The following is a 13,973-nucleotide window of genomic DNA, read 5'->3' as shown; positions in this document are numbered from 1 at the left end:
CTGTGCTCCGGCCATTCTACCGGCATCCCCGCCCGACCCCGGCGGCCAAGAATCTTCCCGCCCGATGCCACTAGCTTCACGTTCGCACCACATTGGATGCCTTGCGAAGGTGAACCTTCCGGCATCGGGCGAGAAAGTTCAGAGGGTCAGGTGGCGCGGCGGGTGACCTGCGGAGCCTTGCGGATGCCGGCCCACGCGATCGCGCCCGCCACCACCGGTACCAGCACGCCCACGATGAGCAGTGAGAACCACGGGATGACGAGGATCGCGCCGTCCGACGTCGAGGCGCCGGTCAGCGGGTCCCAGCCCTGGCTCGTCAGCAACCTGGCCATGGCACTGCCTGGTACGAGCCCGACGGCGACCCCCAGCAGGCACCCGACCGCTGCGAGCATGAACGCTTGGGCGGCCGCCATGGCCCGTCGGGTACCCCGGGTCGCCCCGAGCGCCGCCAGGGTCGCCTGGTCGCTCTGCTGCTCGGCCAGCGTGAGAGCGGTGGACGTGAGCGTGATGACGAGCACGAGCAGGGCGAACACGCCGAGCAGGATTGCGACGACGAGCCTGTCCTCCCGCTGGAACCCTTGCTCCACCGCGACCCAGGCGTCGTCGCCGAGGGCGAGGCTCAGCTGCTCGGCAGTCTCATCGCTGATCGGGGACCCGGAAGGATCCCGAACGGTGAGCGTTGTCGGCAGGGTCGGCCAGTCACGGGTCGTCGGCGTGTCGATGGCGAGTACCAAGGATGCGCCGAGCATCCGCGCTGCCGAGTCCTTCGTCTGCGGCATGGCGATGACCGGCACCCTGACGTCCTGGTCGACCTCGAGGTCCTGGACCGCGTCCACGACCTCGACGGCGGTGGGGTCGGCGAGCGTGGTGCCCCGCACGATCCGGACCGTGCCCGACGCGTCCACACCACGCGTGCCGCGCACCACGGCGGCGCCGTCCCGCACCGCCTGTGACTGCGCGGCGTCGAGACCCAGTCGCCTCGCGATCTCGTCGGCGGGCAGGAGGGTCAACGTCATCCCGTTGTAGCCGTTGGTACCCGCCACCTGGCAGGGGGAGCCCAAGTACGCCTCGTCGTCGTTGGGCGGGATCCACTGCAGGTCGTTCACGCTGCGTTCGGGCGTGCAGCCATCGGGCACGACGTTGGCGAAGAGCAACCGGTATGGCGCGGTCGGTTCCTCGTCGCGCAGCCAAGGGTCGCCGGTGTCGACCGCGAAGTTCTCCGAGACGACGAGTGAGGGTGCCGCTGCCCGAACCGCGGCGACGTCCAGCAGGCCGGTGGGTGCCTGCACCAGTGCCTCCCCCCTGATGGTCTGGGCGACGTACTCACGTTCACGTTGCACCGTGTCACTGGACAGGCCGGTGAGCCCAAAGGTCAGGCCCGAGACGGCCGCGAGAACGGCAGCAACTGAGGGGGCGCTTCGTGACCGGTGGCGTGCGAGGTCGCGTGCGGCGATCCGAAGCGACGTGGGGAGTGAGCCCCCGAGGCGGCCGACCCCAGCCAGGACCATGGGAACGAGGAAGAGTGCGCCGAGGATGAGGGCGACGGCTCCGGCGACCACGAAGACCTCCGGTGAGACCCCGAAGACATAGCGAACACCCCCGTCGGTCGAGATGAGCCCCGTCCCCCACAGGATCAGCGCACCGCCTGCTCCCGCGATGAGCAGGCCGGCGGCGAACACCCAACGGCTCGGGCGGGGAGAGACGCTCTGACCCCGCATCACCCCCACGATGTCGAGGCGACCCAGCCGTCGCGCCGGCGCAAGTGCCGCGATGAGTGTGCTGGCCACCGCGCACAGGGCGACGCCAGCCAGGAGGCCCCATCGGATGTCGAAGGGACCTGCGATGCCCTGGCCCCCGCGCATCGTCCACGCGATGATCCCCCGGGCGGCGGCGACCCCGAGCAGCACCCCGAGCACCGCCGATGCCGTGCCCAGCACCAGTGCCTGGGCCAGCACCGTGCGCCGAAGCACGGCGGTGCTCGCGCCGTTGCTGGCCGCCAGCGCCAGAGTGCGCCGCTGTCGCGCCGCGCTGACCGCGAAGGCCGGCCCGACGAGCAGGGCCGTCGTGATGAGCAGCATCGCCGCGCCGAGCGCGATGACGAGGTTCAGTTGCTGGTTGTCGGCGGCGGCTGACCCCCTGGCCTCTTCGGGGATCTCGGCAGTCGATGGTGGATCGCGCAGCACCGCGGCCGAGGTGACCTGGAAGCCGTACTGGTTGAGGGCCAGCACCTCCGACCAGGTGACCGGGTCGTCCCCGGTGACGATCCACGCGTGTCTGCCCGAGACCGAGGTCGTGCCGTTCCTGAGTGGCTCGGAGACGACGAGGCCGGGCGAGCCATACAGCTCGCGGATCGCGGCCACGCCGACAATGTCCAGGGTGTGCTGTGCGCCGGCGACGGTCACGGTGACAGTGCCGCTGTCGGGAAGGCCACGCGACAGCCAGTGCGCCGTCACGAGCGCCTGCCGGTCGCCCTCGGGCCATCGGCCGGACAGCAGCCGCAGTTTGTCACCCAGACCGGCTCGCCCGTCGAGGGCGGTTGCGTCGACGCTGACTCGGCGGTCGCCGATCGTCGTCCGCGCAAGAAACGTGGACGTCGGGACGACCGGAGCCCCCACGAGTTGCGAGACGGCATCCGCATTGGTGAAGGCGTCGCCGCTGGCGTCGAAGCCGGGGACAGGCTTCGCCTGCTCGGGCCCGCTGCCGTATCCCTGGGTGGTGGAGGCTTCCTGGGAGATCATCAGAGCATCAGGGCCCTCGAGGAGTGCCTGGCCCGACCCCATCATCGAGGGGATCACCTCGGCCCCCGAGACATCGGAGGTGGCGGCAACCGTGACCAGGGCCGACAGCAACAGGGTGGGAAGCACGACCATGACGACGACGAGCGCGCTGCGCCCCTTGTGCCGACGCACGTCTCGGCGTGCCATCCGCAGCGCGACCGCCCAGCTCGCGCGCCAGGCGGCGAACCGGCTCGGCTCACCACCTGCGTCGCGGGTGTGGCGACCGCCGTCGGCGCGCCCCCCGGTGGGGCCCCCAGGGCGTCCCTCCGGGCGGACCAGCGTGGTCATCGCGCAGCCTCGCCCGCGGCGAGGAGGTCCTCCGCCTGCTCGCGATGGCCGGTGCTGTCGACGACGACGCCGTCGCGCAGGAACACCACCCGGTCGGCCCAGGCGGCGTGTCGCGCCTCGTGGGTGACGAGCAGCCCGGCGACCCCCTCGTCGCAGCGCTCGCGCAGCACACGCAGCACCTCTTCGCCGGTGTGGCTGTCCAAGGCTCCGGTCGGTTCGTCGGCGAGCACGAAGCGGCGGCTTCCGACGAGCGCGCGGGCGATGGCGACGCGCTGCTGCTGGCCGCCGGACATCTGGTCGGGGAAGCGGTCGGAGAGCTCCATGAGGTTCATCAGGTCGAGGGTGCGGCGGGCCTGACGCCGGGCCTGGCTGGCGCGCGTGCCGTCGAGCTCGAGCGGCAGCGCGACGTTCTCGGCCGCGGTCAGGCTCGGGATGAGGTTGTAGTCCTGGAAGATGAAGCCCATCCGGCGACGCCGCAGCTTGGCGAGGTCGCGCGGTGCGAGGTCGGTCAGTCGGTCGCCGGCGATGGTGACGGTGCCGCTCGTCGGTCGGTCGAGGCCGCCCGCCATGTTGAGCAGCGTCGACTTGCCCGAACCGCTCGGCCCCATGACGGCGACGAGTTCGCCGAGGTGGATGTCGAGGCTGACCCCGGCGAGCGCGACGACCGCCATGTTCCGGTCGCCGTGGATGCGCGTGACGTCGGTGAGGACGACGTGTGGTGTGCTCATGACTGGTTTCCCGCGGTGTACGTGTGGTGGGTCGTGCTGGCGTGGTGGCGGGCGGTGGTGGATGCCGTGGTGTCGGATGCCGGGTCGGCGCCGCGTGGGTGGGTGGCCGGGGTCTGGTGGTCCGGAGTCCTGTGCGGATCGGCGTACGCAGGCCGAGGGCGCCGGCGGGCGATGACCGTCTCGACGTGGTCGAGCCATCGGGCCTCGCCCTCGGTCGCGAAGATGAGGTTCTCCAGGACGAGCAGCCACGCGATCGGGTCCTCCCCGATGGCCCCTCTCTCGCCACCGGCGCCGGCCCGGCCGGCGCGCACGGCCAGGCCCTCGGCAGCCCCCTCTGTGCTGCCGAGGGCCTCTCGCTTGAGGCGGGTGAGGTCTCGCAGGTGCTGCAGCGTGGCCGTTCGCTGGGCCTGGACAACCCGGGGCACGTCGACCCCGGGGGCGGTCACGACGAGGGCGAGCTTGATCGTCAGCTCGTCGCGAGGAGTGTTGGTGCGGTCCACCGGCGTGGTCCACCAGGCGTCGAGAACCTGCCGGCCCGCGGAGGTGAGCCGGTACGTGATGCGCCCCTCGGCATCCGGCTCGCTCGCCTGTTCCACGAGGCCGTCGCGCACGAGACGGTCGAGCGTGGTGTAGACCTGCCCGACGTTGAGTGGCCAGGTGCCGCCGGTGCGTGCCTCGAACTCGCTGCGCAGCTGGGCTCCGTACTTCTCCCCCTCGGCGAGGAGTGCCATGAGTCCAGATCTGACGGACATCGCCGCCCCCTCTCGTCGCCGAATACTCGGTATGTACCCCGCCGTGGGCTCATGTATACCGAGTATTCACGCCCCCCGCAACACGTCCACCCCTCCCGACTTCGTGCGACTTCGGTGCCCTTCAGCGCCGGATTCCCGGCCAGAGGCGCACGCAAGTCGCACGAAGTCGGGAAGGGGGGAGGTGGCTGGAGTGCAATCAGTCTCAGGGAGTGGGGCTCAGCGGGCGAGGAACTGCGCGGCGAGCGCCAGGGCCGCGGGCACCGTCTGCACGAACAGGATCTTGCGGCTCGCCGTCGCAGCCCCGTACAGCCCGGCGACGATGACACAGCCCAGGGTGAACACCGCGAACGCGAACCGGTGCTCGCTCGGCCCTACCATCGCCAGCAGCAGGCCCGCGACGAGGAATCCGTTGTACAGGCCCTGGTTGGCGGCGAGCACCTTCGTCTGAGAGGCGAGCTCGCGGCTCGTGCCGAAAGCAGCACGGCCGCGCGGGGTGTCCCACCAGAGCATCTCGAGCAGCACGATGTAGACGTGGATCAGGGCCACGAGGCCCGTCAGGACCAGGGCGACGGTGCTCATGCCCTGATGTCTACCCCATCCGCGCACCCACGCGCGCGAGCATCCTCATACCGACGTGCGCGCGACTGCGCGACAGAGGTCAGGGGGTCAGCAGGATCTTGCCGATGTGGGCGCTCGCCTCGAGCTCGCGGTGGGCGGCTGCGGCGTCGGCGAGCGGATGCCGTGACATCACCACCGGGCGCACCTCACCTGCCTCGATGAGCGGCCACACGTGCTCGCGCACGGCCGCGACGATCGTGGCCTTCTCGCCGAGGGGCCGGGCCCGCAGCGACGTCGCAATCACCGCGGCCCGCTTGCGCAGCAGCACGCCGAGGTCGAGCTCGGCGCGGGTGCCGCCCTGCATCCCGATGACCACGAGCCGGCCACCGGTGGCGAGCACCGCGACGTTGCGCGCGAGGTACTTGGCTCCCATGTTGTCGAGCACGACGTCCGCGCCCGCTCCGTCGGTGGCGGCCAGCACCCGCTCGACGAAGTCCTCCTCGCGGTAGTTGACGAGCACCTCGGCGCCGAGGTCGGCGCAGGCCGCCAGCTTCTCCGGCGACCCGGCCGTGACGGCCACGACGGCGCCGATCGCCCGACCGAGCTGGATGGCCATCGTCCCGATGCCGGAGGACCCACCGTGCACGAGCAGGGTCTCGCCGGGCTGGAGGTTGGCGGTGAGGAACACGTTGGACCACACGGTGCACGTGACCTCGGGAAGCGCCGCGGCCTCGATGAGCGAGACCCCGCTCGGCACCGGCAGCAGCTGACCAGCGGGCACGCGCACCAGTTCGGCGTACCCCCCGCCCGAGAGCAGCGCACACACCTCGTCGCCGACCGACCAGCCCTCGACCCCGTCGCCCAGGGCCTCGATCGTGCCGCTGACCTCGAGCCCGGGCACCTCGGATTCGCCGGGTGGCGGTGCGTAGTGGCCCTGCCGCTGCAGCACGTCGGCGCGGTTGACCCCGGCGGCGGCCACCTGCACCAGCACCTCGCCGGTGCCGGGCTCGGGGTCGGGCACCTCGCTGAGCACCAGGGCCTCGGGGCCGCCGAACTCGGGGATCGTGATCGCCTTCATGCCACCCACCGTAGGCCGCGACCCGCCTGGGACATATCTGACCTTTTGGTCACATCTGTCCCACGGTCAGCGGGTGACCCGGCCGAGCCGCCGCCCCAGCGACCCGGCCGCCTGCGTGACCGCGCGCACGAGCGCGGCGGTCGCCACGGCATCCACGTCGGCCTGCGGGTAGCTCACCGCCACCCCCGCCACCGGATAGTCGTTGTGGTCGAGCACGGCGACGGCGACCGAGCCGATGCCGGGTGTCACGAGGCCGTCCTCCACGGCGTGCCCCCGCTGCCGCACCGTCTGCAACTCGGCCCGCAGCCGCGTCGTGGATGCCGGCCCGCGACCGTCGCGCTGGACGAGCGCAGTGCGGTCGGGGAACAGGGCCCGCACCTGTGCCGGTGGCAGCGCCGCGAGCATCGCGAGGCCGGATGCCGTGAGCACGGCTGGTAGTCGCACCCCTACGTCGGTGACCAACAACGGTCTCCCGGTGGCGCGCTGCTCGATCACGTAGAGCACGTCGCGCCCATGCAGCACGGCGAGGTGGGCGTTGTGTCCGGTCTGGTCGACGAGATGGTCCATGACGCCACGGGCCAGTCGCTCCAGCGGGGCCTGACGTTGGTAGGCCGAGCCCAGTTCGTACGCCGCGAGCCCCAACCCGTAGCGACGGGCCTCGGGCAGGTGGCGCACGTACCCGCGGTCCACGAGCACCGTGAGCAGGTGGTAGACGGTCGAGCGGGGCAGCCCGAGGTCACGCGCGATGGCTGCTGCGGGCACCGGCTCGCCGCGCCGGGCGATGAGGCCGAGCACGTCGAGGGCCTGGCCGGCCGCGGGAGCATTCGCCATCGCGTCAGCCCGCGGTATCCAGGGTGCGCAGGATGCGCTCGAGGTCCGCGCGGTCGGTGGCGCTGAGGCGGGCGAAGTACGTGTCGGCGTCCGCGCGTCGGGCCTGCCCGATCTCCTGCATCAACTGCCGTCCGGATGCCGTGAGCACCAACACCGTCGCCCGCCGGTCGCCGGGGTCGGGTTCTCGGGCGAGGAGACCGCGAGACTCGAGGGCGTCGACGACATCGGTCACCGACCGGGGTGCGACCCGCAGGTGTGCGGCCAGCTCCCCGAGCCGGAGGCCTTCGTGGCGGCTGATGACCTTCAGGGCGCGAGCGTGGTGCGGGGCGATCTCCCACGGGGCCATGGCCTCGGCGCCGCGTCGGCGCAGGGTGCGCGCCACCCGCATGACGAGGTCACCGAGGTCGGGGGTCTCGGACGAGGTGGGCCGGGTCATGCCGGGAATGCTAGCGCGAGGTCGTGTGTTTGACTCATTGTGAGGTAACCTCACTAACTGCTTCGTTCGAGAGGAGGACGCCCATGACGGCGACCCTCACTGAAACCCGATCCCCGCACGCCGGCGCGTCCCACGGCCCCGGCGCCACGGCATCCACCCCCTTCTCCTCCAGCCCAATGGCACCCAGCCCCCTGACCGAGCGCGCTGAGCGAGGCGGCCGAGGCGGTGGCGGTGGTCGCGGCGGTGCCATGACCATCGACCCCCGCGACAGGGCCCAGCTCGCCGACGCCCCCGTGCCGATCTCCCGCGTCCTCGCACTCTTCCGCCCGCACCGCGGCCGGGTGGCCGTCGTCGTCGCGATCATCGTCGCGACGAGCATCGTGTCGCTCGCCCAGCCGTTCCTCGTGCGCGAGATCGTCGACGTCGCGCTGCCCCGGCAGGACGTGCGCCTGCTGCTGCTCGCCGTCGGCGGCATGGTCGCCGTCGCGGCGATCACCCAGCTGCTCGGCGTGCTCCAGACGTGGCTGTCGACCCAGGTCGGCCAGCGCGTCATGCACGAACTGCGAACACGCGTGTTCACCCACCTCCAGCGCCAGTCGCTGGGCTTCTTCACGCGCACCCGCGGCGGCGAGGTGCAGTCGCGGCTGACCAACGACGTCAACGGGATGCAGGGCGTCGTCACCTCGACAGCCACCTCGATCGCGGCCAACCTCACGACCGCCGTCGCCACGGCCATCGCGATGGTCGCGCTCTCGTGGCGCCTGGCCCTGCTGTCGCTGCTCGTCATCCCGCCGGCCCTCTGGCTCACGCGCAAGGTCGCCCTGATCCGACGAGCCGTGACCGCCCAGCAGCAACGCCACCTCGCCGACCTCAACCACCAGATCGACGAGGGGCTCTCGGTGAGCGGCGTGCGCCTGGCCAAGACGCTCGGCACCTCGACCCGCAACGCACAGCGCTTCGCGACGACCTCGCACGAGCTCGTCGACCTCGAGCTGCGCTCGCAGCTGGCCGGGCGCTGGCGGATGGCCACGATGCAGATCGTCTTTGCGGTCATCCCGGCGCTGGTCTACCTCGCGGCCGGCCTGCCGGCGACGTCGAGCGGCATGACGATCGGCACGCTCGTCGCGTTCACGACGCTTCAGGCCGGCATCTTCCGCCCGCTCATGGGGCTGCTCAACGTGGGTGCCCAGTGGGTGGCGTCGATGGCGCTGTTCTCGCGGGTCTTCGAGTACCTCGACCTGGTGCCCGACGTTCCGGCGCCGACGCACCCGGTGTCGCTCGACCCGGCATCCGTGCGTGGTTCGGTGGCCATCGAGGGAGTCACCCTGCGCTACCCCGGCGCCGACCGGGATGCCGTCGCCGGGCTCACGCTCGCGGTTCCGGCCGGGTCGACGCTGGCCCTCGTCGGGGCCACCGGATCGGGCAAGTCGACCGTCGCAGGCCTCCTTGCCCGCCTCCACGACCCGGATGCCGGCCGCGTCACGGTGGACGGTGTCGACGTGCGCGACCTCGACCCCGACGTGCTCGCATCGATCGTCGGTGTGGTCTCTCAGGAGAGCTACCTCGTGCACGCCCCGGTGCGTGACAACCTGCTGCTTGCCCGCCCCGAGGCGAGCGAGGGGGAGCTGTGGGCGGCGCTGGCCGCCGCCCAGGTCGCCGACCTCGTGGCGTCCCTGCCAGACGCACTCGACACCGTCGTGGGGGCGCGTGGGCACCGCTTCTCCGGGGGTGAGCAGCAGCGACTCGCTGTTGCCCGCACGATCCTGCGCGACCCCCCGGTGCTCGTGCTCGACGAGGCCACCTCGGCGCTCGACACCAGCACCGAGCGGGCCCTCCAGCGGGCGCTCGACGAGCTGGCCCGTGGACGCACCACCATCACGATCGCCCACCGCCTGTCGACCGTGCGCGACGCCGACCGGATCGCCGTGCTCGACGCCGGCCGCCTCGTGGAGTCGGGCACCCACGACGAGCTCGTCGCTTCCGGAGGGCAGTACGCGGCCCTCGTCGCCGCCGCTGAGCGTACCGAGATCGACCAATAGGTCACTCGGGGTACGGGCAGCCCGTACCCACATCGACCTATTGGTCACTCGGGGGACGTCCCGGACCGTCGGCGCCGGACCTGGGTCGACCTATCGGTCACTCGGGTTACAGGGCCGGGAGCCGGTGTCGAGTCTCGCCCCTGAGACGGTATGCCGTCCGCTCGCCTGTCGCGGACGGCATCCGTCGCGCTCCAATGGACGTCATGAGCAGCGCATCCTCCACCCCCGGCCTCGAGCCCGTCACCGTCGGTCTCGGCCCCCTCACCATCGACGAGGTCGTGCAGGTCGCCCGCCACGACGCCCCGATCGCCCTGGCCCCGGAGTCGCTCGCCGAGGTGCGCCGCACCCGCGAGGTCATCCGCGGGCTGGCCGACGACACCGAACCGCACTACGGAGTCTCCACCGGCTTCGGGGCGCTGGCCACCCGCCACATCCCCACCGAGATGCGCCGCCAGCTGCAGCGCTCCCTCGTCCGCTCCCACGCGGCCGGTTCCGGCCCCGAGGTCGAGCGAGAGGTCGTGCGCGCCCTGATGCTGTTGCGCATCTCGACGCTGGCGACCGGGCGCACCGGCATCCGCGAGGAGACCCTGACCACCTACGTCGCCATGCTCAACGCCGGCATCGCGCCGGTCGTGCACGAGTACGGCTCGCTCGGCTGCTCCGGCGACCTCGCGCCGCTGTCGCACTGCGCGCTCGCGCTCATGGGCGAGGGTGAGGTTCGCGACGCGAACGGCGATCGGATGCCGGCCGCGCAGGCCCTCGCGGACGCCGGCATCGCGCCGGTCGAGCTCCAGGAGAAGGAGGGCCTGGCCCTCATCAACGGCACCGACGGCATGCTCGGCATGCTCTGCCTGGCCATCCACGACCTGCGCGACCTGCTCGTCGTCGCCGATGTCGCGACGGCCATGTCGGTCGAGGGCCTGTTCGGCAGCGACGACGTCTTCGCCGCCGACCTGCACGCCCTGCGGCCCCAGCCGGGTCAGGCCGTGTCAGCCGAAAACATCCGAACCCTGATGGCGCACAGCGGTATTCGTGAGAGCCACCGCACCGAGGCCTGCACCCGCGTCCAGGACGCCTACTCGCTGCGCTGCGCCCCGATCGTCACCGGCTCCGCCCGCGACACGGTCGACCACGCCGCCCGCGTCGCCGGCTGGGAGCTCGCCTCGGCGGTCGACAACCCCGTCGTCACCCCGGACGGTCGCGTCGAGAGCAACGGCAACTTCCACGGCGCCCCGGTGGCCTACGTGCTCGACTTCCTCGCCATCGTCGCGGCCGACGTCGCCTCCATGTCCGAGCGCCGCACCGACCGGTTCCTCGACAAGGCACGCAACCACGGCCTGCCGCCGTTCCTCGCCGACGACCCCGGCGTCGACAGCGGCCACATGATCGCGCAGTACACCCAGGCCGCCATCGTCTCCGAGATGAAGCGCCTGGCCGCACCCGCCTCCGTCGACTCCATCCCGAGCTCGGCCATGCAGGAGGACCACGTCTCCATGGGCTGGTCCTCGGCTCGCAAGCTGCGCCGCAGCGTCGACGGCTTGTCGCGCGTGCTGGCGGTCGAGGTGCTCACCGCGGCGCGCGGCATCCAGCTGCGGGCGCCGCTGGAACCGGCGCCCGCGACGGCATCCGTCGTCGCCACGCTCACGGCGTCGGATGCCGGCCGCCCCGGTCCCGACCGCTGGTTGGCTCCCGAGATCGAGACGGCTGTGGGTCTGGTCGTCGACGGGAGCATCCGGCGCGCGGCCGAGGCCGTCACCGGCCCCTTGGCGTAGCGATCTCGCCTGGGGGGCGGGCCGACTAACCGGCAGTGGTGTCGATCGCGCGTCGCCTCGAGCGTGGCCGGTCGGGCCGACGGGCCCTTCTGCCGGTCGGTGGGTCCGCAGAGGGGGTCCCAGCCGGCAGGACGCCGCCGAATTGGGCTCAGGCCATCCCGAGACCGGCGCGGCCGGTCTCGTTGAGGTCTGCCGCGCTGAACCGGTTGGGCCACTCGCGCTCGTAGTGCTCCTCGGGGAAGTCGCTCGGGCTGGAGCCGGTGAGGAAGGCCTCGCGCACGTGCTCGCTGTAGACCTCGTTGCGGGGGCACCAGGGTGCGGCGGGGATGTACATGACGTTGCCCCAGCCCTGCTGGTCCTGCACCGGCGCGACGCTGTGGATCATGTCGGCGTGCCACCAGACCGAGTCGCCGGCGCGCACGTCGGGGATGCCGGCCATGGCGCGCAGCAGGAGGGAGTGCCACGTCTCGGTGGCGGGGAAGACCTGCCCGGTCGTGACCCCGCACATGTCGTCGTCGGCGACGTCATCGAGCAGCGGACGCAGCATGAGGTAGCCCATCGCCTCGGGGATCGGCACGGTGTGCAGCACCCCCTGGTCGTGGTCCATGTCGGACAGGGCCGTCCAGCCCTGGAAGGTGCGAAAGGCCGAGCACATGGTCGAGCCCGGGTACTGCGGGCCGGCGGTGCGGTGGGCGGCGTCCCACGGGTCGTACTGCTCGACCGTGCCGTCGAACAGGTGCCGGAAGGCCTGCTGGTAGGCAGTCGTCATCCACAGGTCGAGGGTGCCGGGGTCGAGGTGGGAGCCGAGGCCGGCCGAGTCGACCCCCGGCGGGCGGCGGCGGATGCGGTCGGGGTAGAGGGAGTCGCGCGCGGGGTCGAACCACTGGATGCCGTCGGACTCGCTGACCCACTGGGCATTGAGGAACGCCTGCACGGCGGCCATCCGCTCGCTCTGGCGGGCCTGCATCTGCGCCGGTGACCAGTAGATCGGGTAGATCTCGGGCTTGGAGCCGACCGTGCCGAAGAAGTCGTCACCGGGCCCGCGGTAGTTCTCGAAGAACTGGTTGCTCTCGACGTAGTCGACGATCCCGGCATCCCACGCCAGCGCCTGCTCCCGGGGGAAGTGGCCACGCACGACGAGGCAGCCACGGCGGTGCAGCGCCTCGAGCTGGTCCGGCGTCACGGTGCCCGACTCGATGTCTGCGTAGTCGATGACGGGCCACACGTTCTCGCCCGCAGCCAGTGCGGCCTCGATGGCCTCGACCTGTTCGGTGACGCGCGCCTCGATGACGGCGAAGACCTCCTGCACCGTGCGCCCGGAGGCCTCGATGCGTGCCCGCAGCGCAGCCTTGACCTCGCGGATGGCCTCACCCAGGTTCTCGGGCGTGCTCTCCCAGTGGGGCAGGGGAGGCAGCGGGCCCGCCGGCGTGGTCGCTGGGGTTGGCTCGGCGGGGCCGAGGTCGGTGCTCTGGGTCTGGACGGACATCCGCGTCAACTCCTATTGGTAGGACTCCTTACAAAAGAGGTTAACGGCGGTGCCTCGTTTTGGCAAGAGTCCTTACTAGAATGGTGGCGTGACCACGGTGATGCCGTCCCTCGACCTGCTCCGCTCGCTGTCGGATGAACACGTGCTCGGTGCGTTCATCGACCACCCGCGACTGACGAGAACGGAGCTCGCCGAGCTCACCGGCATCTCCAAGCCCACGGTCTCGGAGAGCGTGCGGCGCCTCGTCGCGGCGGGGCTCGTGCTCGACACCGGCGAGCGCACCACCGGTCGGGGTCGCTCGGGCTCCTACTTCGCGCTCTCCCCGGCACTTCCCGGCGCCCTCGTCGTCGACATCGCCCCGGATGCCGTGACGATCGAGAGCGTGGACGTCCGGGGCCGCGTCCACGCACGAACCCAGCGGGTGTTGACCTCACCGACGCGACCGGCGACGGTGCGACGCGCCCTGAAGGCGGCGGCATCCGAGGCCGTGTCGGAAACTGTGACCGGTGGCACGCCCACGCCGGCCCTGGCCGTCGTCAGCGCCGCCGACCCCGTCGACCGGGCGACCGGCCGCCTGGTCCACCTGCCGGACTCCCCGTTCCTGATCGGTGAGTTCGACCCGGTCGGCGAGTTGAGCGGTTTCGTGTCGGGCGAGGTCGTCGTCGACAACGACGTGAACTGGGCGGCTCGCGCTGAGGCCGGGGGTGGCGACTTCGCGTACCTGCACCTCGGGGCGGGTCTGGGCTGCGCGGTCGTCGCCGACGGTGTGGTGCTGCGGGGGCACGGGGGCCTCGCCGGCGAGATCGCGCACGTGATCACCCGTGACCGCAGAGGGCGGGCAGTGACGTTCACCGAGTTCTTCGCCTCCGTCGGCCTGCGCCAGCCCGACAGCGCGGCCATCAACGTCGCAGCCCTGGTTGAGCGGGTCACGGCGACCGGGCGGGGCGGTGCGGCCTTCCGCTCGGCCCTTGGCGAGGCCATCGCCGGCGCACTGACCGCGGTCATCGCCCTCGCAGACCCCGGCGAGGTCGTCGTCGGCGGGGAGTGGGGGAGCCATCCGAGGGTGCTGGAGGCTGCTCGATCTGCCGTCGCCGCGGCGCCGCGAACCGTGGCGTTGCGGGCGCCCACGTGTACTCGCGAGCCTGCCCTGGTCGGCGCGCGCACTCACGCGGTCGCCACGCTGCGGCGCGACCTCCTCGCGACGCTCAGGTAAGCCGACGGCATCCGA

The 13,973-nt window shown here is 71.8% G+C and carries 11 protein-coding genes; 3 read left to right on the top strand and 8 right to left on the bottom strand.

The window, feature by feature from the left end; genetic code table 11:
- Positions 1–146: 146 nt before the first annotated feature.
- From C8E84_RS10065 to C8E84_RS10035, 7 genes are all read right to left on the bottom strand, one after another.
- On the bottom strand, positions 147–3,065 hold the full coding sequence (locus C8E84_RS10065) for an FtsX-like permease family protein (protein WP_159901784.1): 2,919 nt from the start codon (positions 3,063–3,065) through the stop codon (positions 147–149).
- A complete protein-coding gene (locus C8E84_RS10060) occupies positions 3,062–3,793 on the bottom strand; it encodes an ABC transporter ATP-binding protein (RefSeq protein ID WP_159901782.1) in 732 nt (243 codons plus the stop codon). Before C8E84_RS10060 ends, C8E84_RS10065 begins: the two co-directional genes overlap by 4 nt.
- Positions 3,790–4,545, bottom strand: a complete 756-nt coding sequence (locus tag C8E84_RS10055) for a PadR family transcriptional regulator (protein ID WP_159901780.1) — start codon at positions 4,543–4,545, stop codon at positions 3,790–3,792. The genes C8E84_RS10060 and C8E84_RS10055 overlap by 4 nt, the downstream gene beginning before the upstream one ends.
- Positions 4,546–4,761: 216 nt before the next feature.
- Complete coding sequence (locus tag C8E84_RS10050) at positions 4,762–5,124, bottom strand: DUF1304 domain-containing protein (protein ID WP_159901778.1); 363 nt, start codon at positions 5,122–5,124, stop codon at positions 4,762–4,764.
- 79 nt (positions 5,125–5,203) lie between these two features.
- Positions 5,204–6,181, bottom strand: a complete 978-nt coding sequence (locus C8E84_RS10045) for an NAD(P)H-quinone oxidoreductase (RefSeq protein WP_159901776.1) — start codon at positions 6,179–6,181, stop codon at positions 5,204–5,206.
- Positions 6,182–6,247: 66 nt separating this feature from the next.
- Positions 6,248–7,012 (bottom strand): IclR family transcriptional regulator, encoded by a 765-nt coding sequence (locus tag C8E84_RS10040; protein ID WP_159901774.1) that lies wholly within the window; start codon positions 7,010–7,012, stop codon positions 6,248–6,250.
- A 4-nt stretch (positions 7,013–7,016) separates the two neighbouring features.
- Positions 7,017–7,448: a MarR family winged helix-turn-helix transcriptional regulator gene (locus C8E84_RS10035; protein ID WP_159901772.1), complete on the bottom strand. Its 432-nt coding sequence runs from the start codon at positions 7,446–7,448 to the stop codon at positions 7,017–7,019.
- Between the two features lie 176 nt (positions 7,449–7,624).
- On the opposite strand from C8E84_RS10035, the gene C8E84_RS10030 reads away from it, so the two are divergent.
- Together C8E84_RS10030 and hutH are read left to right on the top strand one after the other, a co-directional pair.
- Entirely contained in the window at positions 7,625–9,487 is a 1,863-nt protein-coding gene (locus C8E84_RS10030) for an ABC transporter ATP-binding protein (protein WP_159904720.1), read from the top strand.
- A 203-nt stretch (positions 9,488–9,690) separates the two neighbouring features.
- The gene (hutH, locus tag C8E84_RS10025; protein WP_246196880.1) at positions 9,691–11,259 is read left to right on the top strand and encodes a histidine ammonia-lyase; all 1,569 of its coding nucleotides are present in this window, start codon (positions 9,691–9,693) and stop codon (positions 11,257–11,259) included.
- Positions 11,260–11,407: 148 nt separating this feature from the next.
- Here the strand turns inward: hutH and C8E84_RS10020 are convergent, their stop codons facing one another.
- A complete protein-coding gene (locus tag C8E84_RS10020) occupies positions 11,408–12,745 on the bottom strand; it encodes a DUF1479 domain-containing protein (RefSeq protein WP_159901768.1) in 1,338 nt (445 codons plus the stop codon).
- Positions 12,746–12,833: 88 nt separating this feature from the next.
- Between C8E84_RS10020 and C8E84_RS10015 the strand changes: the two genes are divergently transcribed.
- Entirely contained in the window at positions 12,834–13,958 is a 1,125-nt protein-coding gene (locus C8E84_RS10015) for an ROK family transcriptional regulator (RefSeq protein ID WP_159901766.1), read from the top strand.
- Positions 13,959–13,973: the final 15 nt, after the last annotated feature.

This window comes from Ornithinibacter aureus (assembly GCF_009858245.1).
GTDB lineage: Bacteria > Actinomycetota > Actinomycetes > Actinomycetales > Dermatophilaceae > Fodinibacter > Fodinibacter aureus.
This window is presented reverse-complemented; position numbering and strand designations above follow the sequence as displayed.